Genomic DNA, 20,109 nt, shown 5'->3' on the forward strand with positions numbered 1-20,109 from the left:
CATTACTTTCGGGCTGGTTCAAGAAGGGAGCTTTGAGCTCCCTTCTTTTTTGTCCCTTCGATTTTTGCCGTTCCATACGAGCAAACACTTGGACGTGATATTATCAAAATGTAAATGAAATTTAGCATCGATGCAACACCGCCTTTTCGCCTCGATCTCACGGTGTGGGCACTCCGGAGACGAGACAAGAACATCGTCGATCGATGGGACGGGAGTCGGTATTCGCGCACGTGGGTTTATGATGGGAAAATCATCCTTATCAACCTCACGCAAACGGGAACCGAAGCGCATCCAAAAGTCATCGCAGAGCTAAAAAGCAAATCCGATCTTCCCCCTGATTTTGAAAAAGAAATCAGACAATGGGCACTCAAAGTCCTGGGACTAAATGTCGACCTTGGCCTCTTCTATAAACTAACCGAATTCAACGCGATCATCGCCCGTTTAGCCAGGGAGTTCAAGGGTGTCAAACCGCCGCGTTTCCCATCCATTTTCGAAGCCATGGTTAATGCCATCGCCTGCCAGCAGGTATCGCTGGACGCCGGGATACAGATACTCAACCGTTTGTGTGTTCAATTCGGCGCAAGATTCGAAGAAAATGAGGGCGTTTTATATGCCTTCCCGCGACCAGAAGATCTGGCCAATGCATCCGAAGCAGAAATCAAGAAAGCCGGTTTCAGCAGTCAAAAAGCCCGATCGATTAAGGCGTTAGCGACAACGATACAAGAAAAAACCATGAACCTCAATGAGTTGGAAAGGATGCCTAACGAGTCTATCGTCAAGTGCCTCATGGAAATCCGTGGCATCGGTCGATGGTCAGCGGAATATGCACTCCTGAGGGGGTTGGGGAGGCTGGACAGTTTTCCTGGAGACGACGTCGGTGCAGGCAACAACCTCCAGCGAATGTTCAGCCTTGACGCTAAGCCGGACTACGAACAAATAAAAGATTTAACTTCCGCATGGCAGCCATACCAGGGCATGGTTTATTTCCATTTGCTGCTCGAGCGGCTGCGATCACGAGGCCTGATATGAACGTAACTGTGTTCACTATCGGTCATTCGACCCGCACAATCGACGAGTTTGTGAAAATCCTCAATGCGTTCAATGTCCAAACTGTTGCAGACGTGAGAACCATCCCGGGATCAGCGCGTAATCCGCAATTCAACGCCGAAACCCTGGCATCGTCGCTGTCCCACGACAACATCGAATATATCCACCTCGCGGGGTTGGGAGGCCTTAGAAAACCAAGCAAAACATCAATCAACACCGCATGGCGGAACGCGTCATTCCGCGGCTACGCCGATTACATGCAAACCGCGCAGTTCGAGGAGAGCCTGGATGAGTTGATCGGCATCGCCCGCCAGAAGATCACTGCAATAATGTGTTCGGAGGCGGTGCCGTGGCGCTGCCACCGGTCTCTCATCGGGGACGCGCTAGTGGTGCGGGGTTTTCAAGTCCAGGATATCTTTAGCGCGATTATCACCAAACCCCACGAAATCACCTCCTGGGCAAAGGTAGAAGGCCAAAAGATAACGTATCCGGGAATCCCTGGTTGACGGTGGAAATATATTAGCGGGGCCAAATTTCAACGCCAAAATCGTTGACATCGGTATCTTCTGGGACTAAAGTGGTTTCAGTCATTGTTTGACTGAAGGAGTTGGATATGGGCACCTCAATCGATTATCAAAAAGTCATGACAGAGGTGGTTTATATCAATTTACCGGGCCCCGCTGAACCGGAACCAGGGATGAGCGGCGGGGAGTTGCTGCACGGCTTTTTAGCTGAGCTGCACGATACGCCTGATCCGGCAATCAACGTATTTGTGAACGAATTATGCCTGCGGTGGAATGTCCACTTCCGGCAGCAGCCCTGAAAACTCAGACGCTAGACCATCTTCATATAGCTTGATATCAAAGGTATCAAGGCATCGCTTGCCACCGGGGTAAAGGCCGGCGACTTACTCAAGATCAGGCAGTCGAAAGGCTGGCGAGTCTGGAAATGATGGCGGGACAATACCTCAAACGGGCACCCGGGGCCCCAATCCCGCTGAACAATTCCCGGCTGTCCCTTTTCCACACCCTGCGCACCACTTTTCGATCGCATAGGTGGTTCATGCAAAGGAACCCAAGTAAGGGAGGCAACCCATCCCATAGCTATGGCGTAGCTAAGGTAATTGCCCGAGTGTACGTAGTCATCTTCAAAAACAGCCGGACTTTGTACCGGATCAACATAAAGCCTGCCTTCGACCAGGTAAATCCCTCCCCTGATTGACAAGTCCGGGTGGGCATCGACGTGAATGACATCGAAAGGCACCCTGAGATAACCGGAATCGATCAATTCTTGCCAAAACCTCAGGACCAGATCGTGGCTTTCTATTACTCTGCCGATGACTGGTACCTCCAATGATAAGCCGCAATTATTTTCGAGAAAACTGCGAACCCGCCGAGGCTGCCAGGGCCGATAATTTTCGCCGAGTCTCAGCGCGTCATCGCCTGAATAATACGCGTCCCGATTCAGGAAAAAATCCAAATCGATGTCAAGGCAGCGCATTTTACCTCTCAAGAGGCAAATCCAACCCGTTGAATTCTAGTCCCACCCCAGCGGCTAAACAATAGTTTGTGGAAATTTTTTAGCCCCCCGCAATCACATGGCAACTCAATCATAATCGCAGGTGGCTTGATTTGGAGATATTATGAGATATCTGGTGATATTTTAACTCCGGCCGTTTTCCAATGAGAATCAATCCGTAATTTCGCCCTTTTTCTCCAGATTTAATTGTAGACTTATCTATATCGATATAAATGGATTTGGCGAAATGTTAATAGTTTGGTATAAAGAAATTAGCACTCTCTCAATGAGAGTGCTAACAAATAGTAATAAAATAAAAGGAAGGAGATAGTCTATGGTGCTGCAAAGATGGGACCCCTACCAGGAACTGAGGCAGATGGACAAGACGTTCGACAGGTTATGGCGCGGTCTCGGACGGTTCCCGACAACGGTAGAGAAGTGGGATATCCCGATCGACGTCAAAAAGGAAGGCGACGAGATTATCGTCAAGGCTTCCTTGCCGGGAGTCAAGCCGGAAGAGATCCAGGTCACGGTTGAAGACAATGTATTGGAGCTCAAAGCTGAAAGCTCGACCGAAACCGAATCGGAACAGTCAGGATACCTTGTCCGAGAGCGGGCTTATGGTTCGTTCTTCCGAGCGTTGAGACTGCCGGAGAATGTCGACACGGAACACATCCAATCGTCGTATGAACATGGCGTCCTCACCGTCACGTTACCAAAAGCCGAGGAAAAAAAGCGCAAGCAGATCAAGGTGGCCGTTCAAAGCGGCAATAAGGTGATCGAAGCTCCCGGGAAAAAGGAAAAATAGTAGCTGCTTCGGTTAGCTACAAAAAGGCCGGCGAACATGCCGGCCTTTTTGTTATCTTAAACACAATCCAAAATGGCTTTTGAATTTCGGCATCGGGGCTCTTATAATACCGGAATCGTTCAGATGAAAAACTCAATTTTACCCCCGGCAAACCTAGGATCCTTACATCCGGCCTTAACGGCCGGCGGTGTTGTCATCGCCGTGGTGAGCATCCCCGTCTGCGTTTTCGACTAGCGGCCTTTCTAACGGTTCGTCCACCACAAGTTAGAAAGGAATTTTTCAATGTCACCGATCTGGTTTATTCTTGCCTTCTCAACAACAATAATCTCCGCCCTGGTCAGCCTGCTGGACAGTCATTTCATGTCCCGGCGCATGCCCGGAATGAGAGCGTACATCCTGGTGTGCAGTATTTTCACGCTACCAGCGAGCATTGTTATGCTCATATTCTTTCCGTTGCCTGCCGGAATCGGCTTGGCACCGATCTGGGCGATTGTCGCCTCCGCTATCCTGACCTCGTTCGCCTCGGTGCTTATCCTTCAGGCGATGAAAAGCCAGGACGTCGCCCGGGTCGCACCTATGACCAGCACGGCACCGGTTTTTGTCGCTATCCTGGCGACGATATTTCTGGGAGAGAGCCTGGGGCTGCGCCAGTGGTTTGGCATCGCGGCGGTTATCGGTGGGGCGATCATCATTTCATTCAATTGGGACGCCGCCGGCGAAGGGCATTTCCACAAAAAACCATTCCTCATGCTGCTGAGCGTCGCAGTTATAGCCGCCGTGAGCAGTGTCATAAATAAGTATGCCCTTGACTACATGTCGTTCTGGACGGCGGCCGGGCTCGATTTCCTCATCGCCTCGATACTCATCCTGGCTTTCTGCCTGCGGAGGGATGTGCTGGCCAGCCTGCGTTCGATGGTAAATTCCAGACAGGCGATCAATCTGACGGTGTTCAACCAGGGCATCGCCACCGTGGCCACGGTGATGGCGTTCTGGACTATCCAGCTGGGACCGGTGGCGCTGGCTTCAACGGTATTCAATGCCAAGCCGCTGCTAATTTTTATTTCTTCGGCGGTTATCGGCAAGCTGGCTCCAGGATTCATGGTCAGTGAAAAATTGAGCCCGAAAGGGTGGGCCATGAAAGGCATCGGCACCGCGGCGGTGGTGGGAGGACTGGCGGCTGTGTTCATCTAGTTCAAAAAAACGGCTTAAAAATTAGGTAGTTTTACTAATTGTTGAGTTGATAAATGAGCCGTATAATCAGCCAACTCTTTAGAATTGGAGCCTGGCATGATCACAATCGTTATTGCCGACGACCACAAAGTAGTCCGACAGGGACTCCGCAATCTGCTTGAGATGGAACCTGACCTAAAGGTTGTCGGCGAAGCTGCCAACGGCTCCGAAGCCCTAGCCCTGGTTGAAAACCAGAGACCCGATATCCTGGTGACCGACATCAGCATGCCACCTCCAACCGGTATCGAGCTTGCCAAAATAATCAGACAGAAAGGCTATCCGAGCAAAGTGGTGGTACTCTCGATGCACGCTGATGAACCATTCGTGGTCAGCGCCCTCACTGCTGGAGCCTTGGGCTACGTCCTAAAAGAAGCTGGAGTCGAGTATGTGGTTACGGCAATCAGAGAAGCCGCAGCCAACAGGCGCTTCGTAAGTCCGCCGCTGGTAATGCCTGATGATATCAAGACGCGCTGAACTTTCTCACGCGTCAAACCTGAGTTATAGAAGAAAAAGGAGACGCAATAATGGCCGTTAAAATCCCGCAGGATCTTCAGGAGTTTATGAAAGGGAAGCAGGGATGGGTGGCTACATCCTCGAAAAATGGAGTTCCCAACGTTTCGATTAAGGGTTCGCTTCGATTGCTCGACGACGAGCACCTGGTGTTTGCCGACCTGTTCTCGATGAAAACCCGCACAAACCTGGCCGAAAATCCGGTCGCCGCGATCATGGTTTTCGACGAAGCCTCGAAGCGGGGCTATATGTTCAAGGGATCAACAGAGCAAATCGGAAGCGGTCCCCTTTATGACCAGACCGCGGAAGCCATCCACAAGGCTATGCCCCAACTACCGGCGCCGAAGTACGTGGTAAAAGTGACAGTCGAATCAATCTGGGACCAGTCTTCCGGCCCAAACGGCGGGAAGCAGATCGCCTAATTACCGGCGGGGGATGGCTCAAAAACCATCCCCCATTTCATTTTTAACCGCCGCCTTCCACTTCGCTACGGCGTCGCCCGTTGAATATCCATGCCCGGGCGACCGTCTCTCAACGAGTCTCGAGCATCATTTCTGCCCGCTCATGACCATAGTTCACTCTTAAATTTCCTCTATATAAGAATTAGCCGGGGTCACTGAAGATCCCTTTTGTTTCGTTGAAAACCGTCGACCACCTCATCTGCTAATCCGAAAACCTATGGCCCAACACAACTAAACTCCGAATTTGGCACGGTTCAATCCGTAACATCTATTGTATTGAAATGGATAATCGATAGGATTAAACTTGACTTGTTTTTCAATCGGCTGATTATCGGGCGATTTTGGTGATATGATCGGATCATACTCCTATAGTCCGGGCTTCTGGCCTACAGCTATTGCAGCCGGTCTTCTCGCATTACTCGGGTTGTACATCTGGAGCCGGCGTGATATCACTGGAGCCCGTCCGCTGGCATTCGCCGCCCTTTTCGGAGTCCTCTGGATCACAGGCTTGATCCTGGAGGGTGCCGCCGAAGAGACGTCAACGAAGATCTTCTGGTTTGAATTTCAGGGGCTGTGGCAGTTGCCGCTGGGAACCGCAATCTTCCTGTTTGTGGTCCAATATTCGGGTCTGGGCTACTGGCTGACCAAATCCAGGATGACCTGGTTGATCATACCTTCATTCCTGGTCGCTGCCATCATTCTCACCAACAACCTGCACCACCTGATGTGGCAAAGCTTTCAAGTGAACGAAACTGTGATCGCGCCGCGCGGTCCGGCTTATTGGCTGGCCCTGGCTTTTGCGCTGATCCTAGCCGTGATTGGTCTTGTGATCCTCGGACGATTGTTCATCCGTTCGCCACGTCACCGCTGGCCGGTTGCCTTGATGGTGGTCGGGCAGGTAGCCAACAGGATTTTCGTAGTCATGGATTCACAGAAGTTGAATTTGCCCGGATCTATAGATCCGATTGTTTTTATGTTTGGCTTTGCTTTTGTGATGTACACTATCGCTCTATTCCGTTTCCACATCCTGGATCCGGTCCCGCTAGCCAGGGCGACGGTTCTGGATCAGATGCACGAGGGAATGTTGGTTATCGATCCTTCGGGGCACCTGGTCGACATGAACAGGTCAGCTCGAGCAATATTGGGACAAATGGGCATCAAGCAAAATCCCAGGCATGTGGATAAAATCCTGGGAATTAATCTTGACCTTCTGAAGCAACGGAACAAGAACGGTAATCCCCGATCGGAGATCATTTTGGGGGAAGGCCCTAACAAGCGCCATTATAATTTGAGTCTGGCCCTACTATCAGACCGAGGTGGCGAAGCTGTGGGTCAACTCCTCCTGTTGCACGACGTAACGGAGGAAAAGAAGTCCCAAATCCAACTTATCGAACAGCAAAAAGCGGTGACCATGCTGGAGGAACGCGACCGCCTGGCTCGAGAGTTACACGACGGTATTGCCCAGGTGTTGGGTTACATTAGCCTCCAGGCACAGACCGCAAGCAAGTTGTTGAACGAGGGCAAAGGAGAGAAAGCCGATTCGATCCTTGGCAGGCTAGTAGAAGTGGCTAAAGACGCGCACGCCGATATCCGGGAATCCATATTGAACCTGAGATCGAATCCTCATGAGGAGTGGAGCTTCATCCCGGAACTAAGACGTTACCTGCGAAATTTTGAAGCGAATTATGGCATCCACACAGATCTCAACCTGACCGAAACCGATGAAAATCGATCAATCGAACCTGTCATAGGGCTACAGCTATTCCGTATAATTCAAGAAGCCCTGACTAACTCGCGAAAACATGGCAATGCCCAGAACATCAAGCTGAGCCTTGAGACAAATGACGGCAGAATCTTTATCGAAGTCGGCGATGATGGCTGCGGGTTCGATCTCAATAAATTGGAACCAGAGCCTGGAAGCCACCTGGGTCTGGCTTTTATGCATGAGCGCCTTGACGCGATCAACGGGTCCATGGTCATTGAATCAACGCCCGGAGGTGGGACGGTTATCAGACTCGAAGCCCCTTCGAATGCTTAGATGGAGAACTTATGATGAAAGTATTGCTGGTTGACGATAACAGATTGATGCTCGAAGGGTTGCAAAACCTGCTGGATGCTCATGGCATTGAAGTTGCCGGAGTGGCTACCGATGGTCTGCAATCTGTGACCCAAGCCCGCCAGCTCAAGCCGGATGTCATTCTCATGGACGTCCGCATGCCAAAATGTGATGGCCTGTGCGCCACCCGTCTCATCAAGGCGGAGATGCCCGAAGCCAAAATCGTCATACTTACCACTTCAACCGAAGACAAGGACCTGTTCGAAGCCGTCAAATCCGGCGCTTGCGGCTATTTGTTAAAGAGCATGGACGCCACTAGCCTGGTTGAGGCGCTGGAGTTGGCGGCGCAGGGCATACCGCCGTTCTCTCCCGAAATGGCCACCAAATTACTGGATGAGTTCGCCAGGATCAGCTCTTTACAAGATGCGCCACCTACTCCTCACCTCCCCCCCAAAAATACTCCCGGTACCAGGTTGAACGCTCGTGAAAACGAGGTCCTCCGCATGGTCTCGGAGGGTCTGACCTATAAGGAAATAGGTTCTAAGCTGTCACTAAGCCCCCGGACCATCAAGTATCACATGGCCGAAATAATGTACAAGTTGCACCTGGAGAATCGGGCCCAGGTATTGGCCTATGCGGGCTCAATTGGCATGAAAACCGAAGAACGCTAGGTTATTCCCCGACTGTCCACAGAGACAGCCCCTTTTTTCTGGGGGGCTGTCCTTTTTTTGTCCCTTGAGACCTTTTAAACAGGTACTTTAGTCCTTAAGATTCACACTGAACCAAAATGAACAGGCGAAGAATCTGTTTGTGCGGCAGTTCCGTTATCCTGGGCACCTTAGGCTTGAGCCTGAAGTGCCATCCCCAGTTTGAAGTTATAACTCTCAACGAACTGCGGGAAAATGGCCGACTCAGAAACTTGAATCCCGACATTATTTTCTTCGATCTGAATTCTCAACGTCCCCGGCAAGCCTTCACTCTGCTCGGGGAAAATCCGGAACTGACGATCGTCGGCGTAAGTCCGGACACTAATGTCGTCAAAGTTTGGTCGGGAAAGCAATTAAAAGAGTTATCTACCGCAGAATTAATGCGGGTAATAGACCAAAATGATCAAACCATAAAGGAGGGGGTCAATGGAAGCGCAAAGGATCAATAAAAAAGGTTGGTGGCGTAAACACTTCAAATCGGTATTATATCCCGCTATCTTTTTCGTTCTCGCGATTACAATGGCCATTTCGATGACAGCTCCGGTCAGTGCTGCAATCACTACCGGTAACTCAACAAATGCCAATAGCGGGACAGGAATGACTATTACCATTGCCAAACCTTCGGGCACAGTGACGGGTGATATGCTCGTAGCTTGTATTGTGGCGACGACTTTTTTTAGCGATGTGTGGGTGACGCCCCCTGACGCGAGTTGGCAATTGATCAGGACTACCAATGCCAACCAGAGCGGCCATTACTACGATATGGTAACCTACTATAAAGTCGCTGGTTCCAGTGAACCTTCGTCTTATACGTTTACATCCTCAGAATGGAATGCGAGCGGCGGCATTACACGCCTTACCGGAGTAGACGTTAACCATCCTGTGGATGTTTCTGCGGAAAGCCAGGGTCAGGGCAACACCGATTTGGTGACTGCCTCGGCTCCATCAGTGACGACCACTTATGCCAATGATCTTGTGATTAATTTTTTTGGAAGTTACACCGCTCTTGCGGATTCCAACTCTTTTATTCAGGGCTCTTACTCTCCGGCTTTAACTCCGCTTTATGAGTATGTTATCCCATATCCTGGATCTGGTTCTTACGATATCCCTAGTATCGCTTCTTATGATTGGAACATGGCATCTGCAGGTAGCACTGGTTCTAGAGACTGTCGTCTTGACAAGCGAACATCGGCAGCAGGCCTGTGGTGGGTTGCCCAGACCATCGCTTTCAAAGCAGCCCCCAGGGCTTACTTTCCGACTGCCTCAACCACTGCCAGTGAGGCTAACACGGGTTACTGGGCGGGGGTAAACCTCAATTCAAACGCACAGGGGCCAGTGGAAGTCAATTTTACCGTCAGCGGCACGGCTAAACTTGGTACTGACTTCAGCATGATTACGACCAGCCCCCTTACTATTAACACTGGGTCTAGTTCTGCCAGTATTGGTTTTAATGTACTGGAAGATAATGAATATGAAGTTGATGAAACCATCATTATTACCATTGAACCGAGTTCAGAATACTATTTATCAGGTAATACCCAATTTACCTATACCATTACCAACGATGATGGATCCGCCCCAGCCCCGATAATTTCCTATCAGAACACCAATGGAGGTTCTGGCGGGATTGGAGGAGTAAGCAATCATCTATTAGGCATCGCCAAGCCCGCCGGGACTGCCCCGGGAGATTTCCTGCTGGCCTGTATTGTGAACAGAACGGATATCACGCATCCAGGCGTTACTGCGCCCGAGGGCTGGACATTGATCGGGACAACGCTCAACAGCCCGAATAGGATCACCACTTTTTACCGCTTTGTGGGAACTTCGCCTGGTACTGATCCCGATATTTACAGTTTCACTATCGGGACTGCAGGGTACATTTATGAGGATCATGCTACCGGTACCATTGTGCGCTATACCGGAATAGACACCGTCAATCCGGTCGATGTAGTGGGTGGAGCTGCTGGGTCTGATACTTCAGCCGAAGGGCCATCGGTCCATCCGAGCTATGATAATGGGCGGCTGGTGACAGTGTTTGGGTCTTATGTGCCGGAGGCATTCAGCACACCATCAGGCATGACCCTGCTTAATTTTGTGCATTATCATTCCGGAGATACGTGGCCCGTGGATACCTGGCCGGCCACCTATGTGTTTGACCAGGCTTGGTCGCCAGCTTCTCCGACTGGTGTTAAGACATCTACCGTCACCCAATTTGGTGGGCATGGCGTCCAGTGGGTCGCTCAGTCCCTAGTACTGCGGGCAGGGAGTCCTATGCCCTCTGTAGGCTTCAACATTTCTGCATCCACCGCTGCCGAGAACAACACCGTCGTCAACCTGGCGGTACAGCTGTCGGCATCCCGGGCTACCCCGGTAACTGTCAACTATGCAATCTCCGGCGGCACGGCCACCGGTGGCGGTGTCGATTACACCCTGGTAGCGGGCACCCTGACCTTCGCTCCGGGAGATACCCTCGAATACGTGCCTATCACTGTGGTAAATGACGGTGTAAATGAGCCCAATGAGACTATCCAGGTCACACTGTCAAGCCCTTCGGGCGCGGTCCTGGGGGCGAATACGGTCTATACCTACACCATTCAGAACGATGATCCCACCGTCTATTTCACCAGTAGCGGGTCCGCCGGCGATGAGAGCACGGCTACCGTGAATCTACAGGTCAATCTTTCATTTGCTGCCACAATTCCGGTGTCGGTAAACTATGCGGTTAACCCGGCCGGAACTACCGCAAAGCTTGGCGCCGACTATACTCTATCATCCGGCATTCTCAACTTCGCTGCGGGAGAGACCAGCAAGAACATCGTTCTTAGTATCATCAATGATGCCGAGTATGAGAACGTCGGCGAGACCGTCCAAGTTACCCTTTCCAGCCCCACTGGGGCAAGCCTGGGGTCTGTGGTTTCGTACACCTACACTATCAATGCCAATGACAGCCCTGCCCCAACCCCGATAATTTCCTATCAGAACACCAATGGAGCTTCTGGCGGGATTGGAGGAGTAAGCAATCATCTATTAGGCATCGCCAAGCCCGCCGGGACGGCCCCGGGGGATTTCCTGCTGGCCTGTATTGTGAACATGACAGATTACACGCATCTAAGCGTAACGCCTCCCGTGGGCTGGACATTGATCGGGACAACGCTCAGTGGCCCTACCAGGGTCACCACCTTCTACCGGTTTGCGGGTACTTCGCCTGGTACTGATCCCGATACATACAGTTTCACTATCGGGACTGCAACTTACCAGTATGAGGATCATGCTACCGGTACCATTGTGCGCTATACCGGGATAGACACCACTAATCCGGTCGACGTTTGGGCTGGTGGTGGTGGGTCTAGCACTTCGGCCGAAGGACCATCGGTCCATCCGAGCTATGATAATGGCCGACTGGTGACTGTTTTTGGGTCTTATGTCCCAGCTGGATTCAGCACACCATCAGGCATGACCCTGCTTAATTCCGTTCATTTTCATACGGGAGAGACCAATTACGTAGATACCTGGCCGGCCACTTACGTGTTTGACCAGGCATGGTCACCTGCCTCCCCGACTGGCATTCGGACATCTACCATCACCCAATTTGGTGGTCATTTCGAGCAATGGACTACCCAGTCCCTGGTACTGCGGGCGGCACCGCCGTTAGCACTCTCAATCAACGACGTCACAATAGCTGAGGGAGACCAGGGCGGCACCCATAATGCGATATTCACAGTTACTTTAAGCGCTTCGAGCCCTACTCCTGTCACATTCACATGGTTAACCCAGGACGGCACGGCAACCGGTGATTTCCCAGCGAGCTCTTATCCCGATGATTACCAGATATCGGGCGTCAGCACTCCTTCCTTTGAAACTATTCCTGCCGGTCAGACGACTTACCAACTATACGTGCCAATAGTCCCAGATGCTATTCTCGAATCCAACGAGACCTTCTTCGTAAACCTTACAGGAAGCTCTGGAGCAATCATTTCGGATTCACAAGGTATAGGAACTATTGCTAACGATGACTCTACTCTTTCAATCAATGATGTGACATTATCCGAAGGCAACAGTGGAACGACTAATGCCGTTTTCACGGTTACTTTGAGCAATGCGAGTGTTCTAACCGTCTCAGCAGACTACATATCCGGGGGCGGTTCAGCCACAGCAGGCAGCGATTACTCGAACCTCTCCGGAACACTCACTATCGCTGCTGGTCTTACCACAGGCACAATTTCCATCCCCGTGATCGGTGATACTACCTACGAATCTAATGAAAACTTCAACGTAACCCTGATAAGCGCGACAGGAGCGCACATCGGCGACGGTGTGGGTGTCGGGACTATCAACAACGACGATTTAGCCCCGGTCAATGTTGCTCCAGTAGCCACAGATGTGACTACCTCCACCAATGAGGACACCGCCAAAGCGATCACGTTGACGGCAACCGATGCCGATGGAAACCCGCTAACCTTCAGCATCGTCGGCAATCCTAGCCACGGCGCCCTCGGCACAGTCTCAGGCAATTCGGTGACCTACACCCCGGCCGCTAACTATAACGGCTCCGACTCCTTCACCTTCAAGGCCAACGACGGAACGGTGGATTCCAATACCGCGACCGTCAACATCACCATCAACGCCGTCAATGACGCCCCGGTGGCTACCAACGTAACCACATCCACCAACGAAGACACCGCCAAGGCCATCACCCTGACGGCAACCGACGTCGACGGCAACCCACTGACGTACAGCATCATCGGTAGTCCCAGCCACGGCACCTTAGGCACGGTCTCCGGCAGCTCGGTGACCTACACTCCAGCCGCCAACTACTACGGCTCCGATTCCTTCACCTTCAAGGCTAACGATGGAACGGTGGATTCGAACATTGCTACCGTCAATATCACTATCACTTCGGTGAATGACTTGCCGGTGGCTGACGGCAAGACAGTCTCAACCGATTTTCAGACTAACAAGACAATAACCCTTACTGGATCTGACATCGAGACCCGCGATCTATTCTTCGCGATCGTAACACAACCCGCGCACGGCTCGTTGATTGACATCATCAATAGTCCGGGTTCCTGGACCATACCCTTCTCGGATCAAGCTGACGTCATTTATTCACCTAATGGCGGTTTCTCCGGCACCGATAGTTTTACCTATAAGGTAGTTGACGAAAATTCCGGCGATTCTAACGTCGCCACGGTCAATATAACCGTGAATCCGAGTGCTAACGTCGCCCCGGTGCTCGGAGCGATTGGGCCCAAGAATATCAACGAACTTGTAGCCCTCATCTTCACCGCCACGGCTACCGATGCCGATCTCCCAGCTAACACCCTAACCTTCAGCCTTGCTGATGGTACCAGTGGCATTGTACCCAGCGGTGCTTCAATCAACAGTTCAACCGGTGCCTTCTCCTGGACACCGACCGAGGCCCAGGGTCTCGGTAGCTACACCTTTGATGTCGTCGTCTCTGACGGTGCTCTTACCGATTACGAGACCATCACGGTCACTGTCGCCGAGGTTAATGTCGCACCGGTGCTTGCCGCCATTGGGCCTAAGAATATCAATGAACTTGTAGCCCTCACCTTCACCGCCACGGCTACCGATGCCGATCTCCCAGCTAACACCAAGACCTTCAGCCTGGCTGATGGTACCAGCGGCGACGTCCCAAGCGGTGCTTCGATCAACAGCTCAACCGGTGCCTTCTCCTGGACACCAACTGAGGCCCAGGGTCCCGGCAGCTATACCTTTGATGTCGTCGTTTCTGACGGTACAGCTACTGACTTCGAGACCATCACGGTCACCGTGGCCGAGGTAAATGTCGTTCCGGTGCTTGCCGCCATCGGGCCTAAGAATATCAACGAACTGGTAGCCCTCACCTTCACCGCCACCGCTACCGATGCCGATCTCCCGGCTAACACCCTGACCTTCAGCCTTGCTGATGGTACCAGCGGCGATGTCCCAAGCGGTGCTTCGATCAACAGCTCGACCGGTGCCTTCTCCTGGACACCAACCGAGGCTCAAGGACCCGGTAGCTTCACCTTCGATGTTGTTGTATCTGATGGTGCACTCACCGACTTTGAGACCATCACTGTTACGGTCAATGAAGTCAATGTCGCTCCGGTGTTGGCGGTTATAGGTCCCAAGAGCGTCAATGAGTTGGCTACTCTTGGTTTTACCGCTACCGCGGGTGATACTGATGTACCGGTTCAGACTCTAACCTTCAGCCTGGTCGGTGCCCCCTCCGGAGCCTCGATCACCCCCGGAGGTGTCTTCTCGTGGACACCGACCGAGGCCCAGGGCCCCCACGCCCCTTATACCTTCACCGTTCAGGTCACCGACGGTACTCTTACCGACACTGAATCGATCACTGTTACCGTCATTGAAGTCAACGTTGCCCCGGTGTTGGCGGCTATCGGCCCTAAGAGCGTCAATGAGTTGGCCACCCTCAGCTTCACTGCCACCGCCGGTGATACTGACCTGCCGGTTCAGACTCTGATCTTCAGCCTGGTCGGCGCCCCCTCCGGTGCCTCTATCTCCGCATTCGGTGTCTTTTCCTGGACGCCGACAGAGGCTCAGGGACCTGGGCCCTACACCTTCACCGTTCAGGTCACTGACGCTACTCTTACTGACACCGAATCGATCACCGTCACCGTCAATGAGGTTAACGTTGCCCCGGTGTTGGCCTCCATTGGCAATAAAAACGTCAATGAACTGGGTAACCTCACCTTCACCGCCACCGCTACCGATGCCGATTTGCCGGTTAACACCCTGACCTTCAGCCTTGCCGATGGCACCAGCGGCGACGTCCCAAGCGGTGCTTCGATCAACAGCTCAACCGGCGCTTTCTCCTGGACACCGACCGAGGCTCAAGGACCCGGTAGCTTTACCTTCGATGTTGTTGTATCTGATGGTGCACTCACCGACTTTGAGACCATCACTGTTACGGTCAATGAAGTCAATGTCGCTCCGGTGTTGGCGGTTATAGGTCCCAAGAGCGTCAATGAGTTGGCTACTCTTGGTTTTACCGCTACCGCGGGTGATACTGATGTACCGGTTCAGACTCTAACCTTCAGCCTGGTCGGTGCCCCCTCCGGAGCCTCGATCACCCCCGGAGGTGTCTTCTCGTGGACACCGACCGAGGCCCAGGGCCCCCACGCCCCTTATACCTTCACCGTTCAGGTCACCGACGGTACTCTTACCGACACTGAATCGATCACTGTTACCGTCATTGAAGTCAACGTTGCCCCGGTGTTGGCGGCTATCGGCCCTAAGAGCGTCAATGAGTTGGCCACCCTCAGCTTCACTGCCACCGCCGGTGATACTGACCTGCCGGTTCAGACTCTGATCTTCAGCCTGGTCGGCGCCCCCTCCGGTGCCTCTATCTCCGCATTCGGTGTCTTTTCCTGGACGCCGACAGAGGCTCAGGGACCTGGGCCCTACACCTTCACCGTTCAGGTCACTGACGCTACTCTTACTGACACCGAATCGATCACCGTCACCGTCAATGAAGTCAACGTTGCCCCTGTATTAGCTTCCATTGGCAACAGGAACGTAAATGAACTGGTCGCCCTCACCTTCACCGCCACCGCTACCGATGCCGATCTCCCGGCTAACACCTTTACTTTCAGCCTTGCTGATGGTACCAGCGGCGACGTCCCAAGCGGTGCTTCGATCAACAGCTCGACTGGTGCCTTCTCCTGGACACCAACCGAGGCTCAAGGACCCGGTAGCTTCACCTTCGATGTTGTCGTCTCTGACGGTACAGCTACTGACTTCGAGACTATCACCGTCACCGTGGCTGAGGTCAATGTCGCCCCGGTACTTGGCACTATCGGTAACAAGAATGTAAATGAACTGGCAGCCCTCACCTTCACCGCCACAGCTACTGATGCCGATCTCCCGGCCAATACCAAGACCTTCAGCCTTGCCGATGGTATCAGCGGCGACGTCCCAAGCGGGACTTCGATCAACAGCTCAACCGGCGCCTTCTCCTGGACGCCTACCGAGGCACAAGGCCCAGGCACTTACACCTTTGACGTCGTCGTCTCTGACGGCGCTCTGACCGACTTCGAAACCATCACTATCACCGTAGCCGAGGTCAATGTCGCCCCGGTGTTTACTTTCTATCCCGATGGATCCGGGTTCCCTGAATTGGCCATTTGGGGATCCGCGGTTACTGCCACTGACGCTGACGTGCCGACTCAAACGCTGACCTTCAGCTTGATCGGTGCTCCGGCCGGCATGACAATACATCCTACGATCGGAAACGTCACCTGGACGCCTACAGAAGCTCAGGGGCCTGGCAACTATTCATTTACCATCAGAGTCAGCGATGGAGTCACCAATACCGATGTGACAGGAAGGGTTAGTGTTGTCGAGGTCAATGTCGCCCCGGTACTGGGAGTCATCGGCCCCAAGAATGTAAATGAACTGTTGGCACTCACCTTCACCGCCACCGCTACCGACACCGATCTGCCGGCCAACTCCAAGACCTTCAGCCTTGCTGATGGTACTAGCGGCGACGTCCCAGGCGGTGCTTCCATCAATAGCTCAACCGGTGCCTTCTCCTGGACACCGACCGAGGCCCAGGGTCCCGGCACTTATACCTTCGATGTCGTTGTCTCTGACGGTACAGCTACTGACTTCGAGACCATCACGGTCACTGTGGCCGAGGTCAATGTCGCCCCGGTGCTCGGAGCTATCGGCCCTAAGAGTGTCAATGAGGGATCTGCCCTCACATTCACCGCCACCGCTACCGATGCCGATATCCCAGCCAACACCAAGACCTTCAGCCTTGCTGATGGTACAAGCGGCGACATCCCAAGCGGTGCTTCGATCAGTAGCTCAACCGGTGCCTTCTCCTGGACACCGGCAGATGGAAATAGTACCGCTACCTTCGACGTGGTTGTCTCCGACGGTGCTCTAACCGACTCTGAAACAATCATCGTCACGGTGAATAATGTCGCCCCAGTCGTGGATGCTGGAGCAGCAACGGCTTCGATAGACGAAAACACCACCTTCACCCGTTCTGGTTCATTCACCGATCCCGGTGACGATACCTGGACAGCGACCGTTGATTATGGCGATGGGGGCGGTACTGTGGCTCTAACCCTCACTGGCAAAACTTTCAATCTGAGCCACACCTACGCCGATAACGGTGTCTACACCGTCACTGTGACCGTCACCGAAACTGATCTCGAAGAGGCCTATGGCTCCGACACCATCACTGTCACCGTTAACAACGTAGCCCCAATTTCTGATGGCGATCCAGAGACTCAGAATGTCCAATACAGCGATCCTATTGCCACCATCACCATCGAAGCGACAGACGTCATTGGTGACACCTTAGTCGCTTCAACACAGTGGAAGTTGGGAGCCGCTTCCTTTGACGATGGCTTGTTCGATGATCTGACGCTCAGCAGTCCGTATACCCCAGTGAACAACGGAGATGGCACTAGCACCACAACCTGGACCATCGATGGAATCGCCAATGTGGCTCCCGGTGTCTACACAATCCGTATCACAGTAACAGATGAAGATCTTGATTCGGATTACTATGACGTGACCATCACGGTAACAAAAGAGGCCGCTGTAATCACCTTCGATTCTGGCAACATAGTCGCTCAGCCCGTTACGGCTTCGGGTTCTGGAGTTGGGAACCTCGACGGAAAAGTTTTCACGGTTTATGTTTCTCAACAGGCTGACAGTCATCCCGGATCTCAGCTACTCACAGAAGGTAGTGCCACCGCTCGTTTGGTTCCGGTTGGTGGTGGTTCACCAATTGATTTGGTTCGCCAATCTTTCGAAATCGGTGACTTCGCTTCAAACGGCGGCAAAGCAACCTATACATTTGGTTACACAGGTACTATTCCTTTGGAAACTTACACCCTTGAGGTCAAGCTGACTGATACCTACTATACCGCTGCCCCGGGTGAAGATGCGTTCGTGGTTTACGATCCTACATCAGCCTTCACCACGGGCGGTGGTTGGTTCAACTGGCCCCAAGATGGTAGCCCACTGGCTGGCGCCAAGACTAACTTTGGCTTTACTATGAAGTACAACAACAAAGGCCAGCAAGTACAGGGTAGCCTGTTGATCATTGCGCACCTGCCCGACGGTTCCATCTATCGTATCAAGAGTAACGCCCTTAACGGGTTGGCTTTGAATAACCTCACTGGTATTGCGACGTTTAGTGGCAAATGCACTTACTTGTACCCCAATCCCATTCCTGGAGGTGACCCAATCAATGTGGGCGGCCAGGAGTTCATGATCTACATCGACGACAACAACAATCCCGGCGATGGCATTGACCAGTTCTGGTTTAACGTGCTTGGACAACCCTTCTCTCTGGACACAGACAACGACAACCAGGCTGATTCTCAAGAGATCCTTCCAATCACCGGTGGCAACATCGTCGCCCCGCACATAGCCGCCGGACAGGTTACAAATCCAACGGTAACATTAGTCAATCCTGATGAGGGAATCAGAGGAAGTACGATACAAGTGGTCACCATAACTGGCACTGGTTTTAATGGCGCTACCAAAGTGAGTTTTGGAGCAGGAATAACCGTTACTGAACTCACGGTGGTCAGTGATACCGAGATAAGCGTCAAGATCACCATCTCCTCCAAAACTAAGGCCGGCACAAGGGATGTAACAGTAACCACGTCTGGAGGTTCAGGTACATTGAAAGGGGGATTCACAGTCTCCTAGTACTTGCCAAAAACGTCATCGAATCCAAACCAAGAGGGGCGGGGATTTCTCCCCGCCCCTCTTTTTTGTCGTAAAATATTCCATCAAAAACGACATGAAACGCTTGACAGAACGCTGAACACTCGTGCTATAATTCCCCTCTGAATAGCACATGTTTTCTACGGAGGTCTTTTTGTGTTGCCAACCGTTCAGCCCCCTGGTCAATATGCTTGGTTGCCGCACCTTACAAAAAAATAGCTTTGACGCCATTTGATTTTAAAAACAAATCCCACGTTTGGAGCAAACGTGAATTTTCCGGATTTGTTTCGCATAAAAGGTTTTTGAAATCTTCGGTGAAACAATTCTGGCAGGAGCCACCGTTCTTCCCTGCCCCATTATTTACAGAAAAGGTTGCTCAAATGATTCAATCAGGCATTTGTTTCAATGGCCCCGGACCGGTTTTGCAGAAAATGAACGTGAATTCCGAGTCGTTCCAGTCAATATGAATACAATGAAAATTCAAATGACAATCATTCCCATGTTTCGGATTTCAATATCGGATTTCGGATTTATGAGGTAGAAGCTCTCAGCGGCCGCGCGCTAGAATACTTTTCACTATCGCAACAAGGATAATCTGATGACTGACGCTCCGATGACCGATCTCCCCAAGGCTTACGACCCGGCTCAGGTTGAGGATAAATGGCAAAGCCGGTTCAAGCGCATCATTTTGAATGTAAAAGTAGCGCATACGGGATTCGAACCCGTGATCTCTGCCTTGAGAGGGCAGCGTCCTAGGCCGCTAGACGAATGCGCCGCGAGGAAATTTGGCTGGGGATCCAGGATTCGAACCTGGCCAAGCAGATCCAGAGTCTGCTGTCCTACCGCTAGACGAATCCCCATCGGCTTTAAAGAAGCAAAGGTAATTATATCTGAAAAAAGCGTAATGCCGCAAACCGCAAAGCGGCTACGGCATTATTAAAGAGCGACCTTGATTAGCTATTACGTTGGGTTGTGGGTCATGAAACCCCAGAATAGGACGTAGGAGATGCCGAAAGCGACAAAGGCCATTCCGGCAATTATGGCGATAGA

The 20,109-nt window shown here is 52.2% G+C and carries 12 protein-coding genes and 2 tRNA genes; 11 read left to right on the plus strand and 3 right to left on the minus strand.

From position 1 onward, the window contains the following. Positions 1–114 precede the first annotated feature (114 nt). The 3 genes from HX448_RS08540 (at position 115) to HX448_RS08550 (ending at position 1,870) form a co-directional block, all read left to right on the plus strand. Positions 115–1,029, plus strand: a complete 915-nt coding sequence (locus tag HX448_RS08540) for a DNA-3-methyladenine glycosylase family protein (protein WP_102331489.1) — start codon at positions 115–117, stop codon at positions 1,027–1,029. Beyond that, positions 1,026–1,553 carry a DUF488 domain-containing protein gene (locus HX448_RS08545; protein WP_102331490.1) on the plus strand — a complete coding sequence of 176 codons (528 nt, stop codon included), beginning with the start codon at positions 1,026–1,028 and terminating at the stop codon, positions 1,551–1,553. The genes HX448_RS08540 and HX448_RS08545 overlap by 4 nt, the downstream gene beginning before the upstream one ends. A gap of 107 nt (positions 1,554–1,660) precedes the next feature. After that, a complete protein-coding gene (locus tag HX448_RS08550; RefSeq protein WP_102331491.1) occupies positions 1,661–1,870 on the plus strand; it encodes a hypothetical protein in 210 nt (69 codons plus the stop codon). Between the two features lie 11 nt (positions 1,871–1,881). Here HX448_RS08550 and HX448_RS08555 read toward each other — a convergent pair whose 3' ends face one another. Continuing rightward, positions 1,882–2,547: a peptide arginase family protein gene (locus HX448_RS08555; protein ID WP_102331492.1), complete on the minus strand. Its 666-nt coding sequence runs from the start codon at positions 2,545–2,547 to the stop codon at positions 1,882–1,884. A 352-nt stretch (positions 2,548–2,899) separates the two neighbouring features. On the opposite strand from HX448_RS08555, the gene HX448_RS08560 reads away from it, so the two are divergent. From HX448_RS08560 to HX448_RS08595, 8 genes are all read left to right on the plus strand, one after another. Then, on the plus strand, positions 2,900–3,373 hold the full coding sequence (locus HX448_RS08560; RefSeq protein ID WP_102331493.1) for an Hsp20/alpha crystallin family protein: 474 nt from the start codon (positions 2,900–2,902) through the stop codon (positions 3,371–3,373). A 282-nt stretch (positions 3,374–3,655) separates the two neighbouring features. Further along, entirely contained in the window at positions 3,656–4,564 is a 909-nt protein-coding gene (locus tag HX448_RS08565; protein ID WP_102331494.1) for an EamA family transporter, read from the plus strand. A 96-nt stretch (positions 4,565–4,660) separates the two neighbouring features. After that, positions 4,661–5,077, plus strand: coding sequence for a response regulator (locus tag HX448_RS08570; protein ID WP_102331495.1), 417 nt, complete (start codon positions 4,661–4,663; stop codon positions 5,075–5,077). A 50-nt stretch (positions 5,078–5,127) separates the two neighbouring features. After that, positions 5,128–5,535 (plus strand): pyridoxamine 5'-phosphate oxidase family protein, encoded by a 408-nt coding sequence (locus HX448_RS08575; RefSeq protein ID WP_102331496.1) that lies wholly within the window; start codon positions 5,128–5,130, stop codon positions 5,533–5,535. Positions 5,536–5,923: 388 nt separating this feature from the next. Beyond that, positions 5,924–7,612, plus strand: coding sequence for a sensor histidine kinase (locus HX448_RS08580; protein WP_102331497.1), 1,689 nt, complete (start codon positions 5,924–5,926; stop codon positions 7,610–7,612). A gap of 14 nt (positions 7,613–7,626) precedes the next feature. Then, positions 7,627–8,301, plus strand: coding sequence for a response regulator transcription factor (locus HX448_RS08585; RefSeq protein ID WP_102331600.1), 675 nt, complete (start codon positions 7,627–7,629; stop codon positions 8,299–8,301). A gap of 137 nt (positions 8,302–8,438) precedes the next feature. Next, entirely contained in the window at positions 8,439–8,786 is a 348-nt protein-coding gene (locus HX448_RS08590) for a hypothetical protein (RefSeq protein ID WP_102331498.1), read from the plus strand. Continuing rightward, positions 8,764–19,041, plus strand: a complete 10,278-nt coding sequence (locus tag HX448_RS08595) for a tandem-95 repeat protein (RefSeq protein ID WP_190259857.1) — start codon at positions 8,764–8,766, stop codon at positions 19,039–19,041. Before HX448_RS08590 ends, HX448_RS08595 begins: the two co-directional genes overlap by 23 nt. A 719-nt stretch (positions 19,042–19,760) precedes the next feature. On the opposite strand, the gene HX448_RS08600 is transcribed toward HX448_RS08595, so the two are convergent. Then, positions 19,761–19,834: transfer RNA gene (locus HX448_RS08600), tRNA-Glu, on the minus strand. An 11-nt stretch (positions 19,835–19,845) separates the two neighbouring features. Further along, a tRNA-Gln gene (locus HX448_RS08605) sits at positions 19,846–19,919 on the minus strand. Positions 19,920–20,109: the final 190 nt, after the last annotated feature.

It is taken from the genome of Dehalogenimonas etheniformans, assembly GCF_014672715.2.
In the GTDB taxonomy this organism is placed as follows: Bacteria; Chloroflexota; Dehalococcoidia; order Dehalococcoidales; family Dehalococcoidaceae; genus Dehalogenimonas; species Dehalogenimonas etheniformans.

Excerpts from the sequence above, each read along its gene's own strand:
- HX448_RS08540 (WP_102331489.1), top strand. The coding sequence starts at position 115 with ATGAAATTTAGCATCGATGCAACACCGCCTTTTCGCCTCGATCTCACG.
- HX448_RS08545 (WP_102331490.1), top strand. The coding sequence starts at position 1,026 with ATGAACGTAACTGTGTTCACTATCGGTCATTCGACCCGCACAATCGAC.
- HX448_RS08550 (WP_102331491.1), top strand. The coding sequence starts at position 1,661 with ATGGGCACCTCAATCGATTATCAAAAAGTCATGACAGAGGTGGTTTAT.
- HX448_RS08555 (WP_102331492.1), bottom strand. The coding sequence starts at position 2,547 with ATGCGCTGCCTTGACATCGATTTGGATTTTTTCCTGAATCGGGACGCG.
- HX448_RS08560 (WP_102331493.1), top strand. The coding sequence starts at position 2,900 with ATGGTGCTGCAAAGATGGGACCCCTACCAGGAACTGAGGCAGATGGAC.
- HX448_RS08565 (WP_102331494.1), top strand. The coding sequence starts at position 3,656 with ATGTCACCGATCTGGTTTATTCTTGCCTTCTCAACAACAATAATCTCC.
- HX448_RS08570 (WP_102331495.1), top strand. The coding sequence starts at position 4,661 with ATGATCACAATCGTTATTGCCGACGACCACAAAGTAGTCCGACAGGGA.
- HX448_RS08575 (WP_102331496.1), top strand. The coding sequence starts at position 5,128 with ATGGCCGTTAAAATCCCGCAGGATCTTCAGGAGTTTATGAAAGGGAAG.
- HX448_RS08580 (WP_102331497.1), top strand. The coding sequence starts at position 5,924 with ATGATCGGATCATACTCCTATAGTCCGGGCTTCTGGCCTACAGCTATT.
- HX448_RS08585 (WP_102331600.1), top strand. The coding sequence starts at position 7,627 with ATGAAAGTATTGCTGGTTGACGATAACAGATTGATGCTCGAAGGGTTG.
- HX448_RS08595 (WP_190259857.1), top strand. The coding sequence starts at position 8,764 with ATGGAAGCGCAAAGGATCAATAAAAAAGGTTGGTGGCGTAAACACTTC.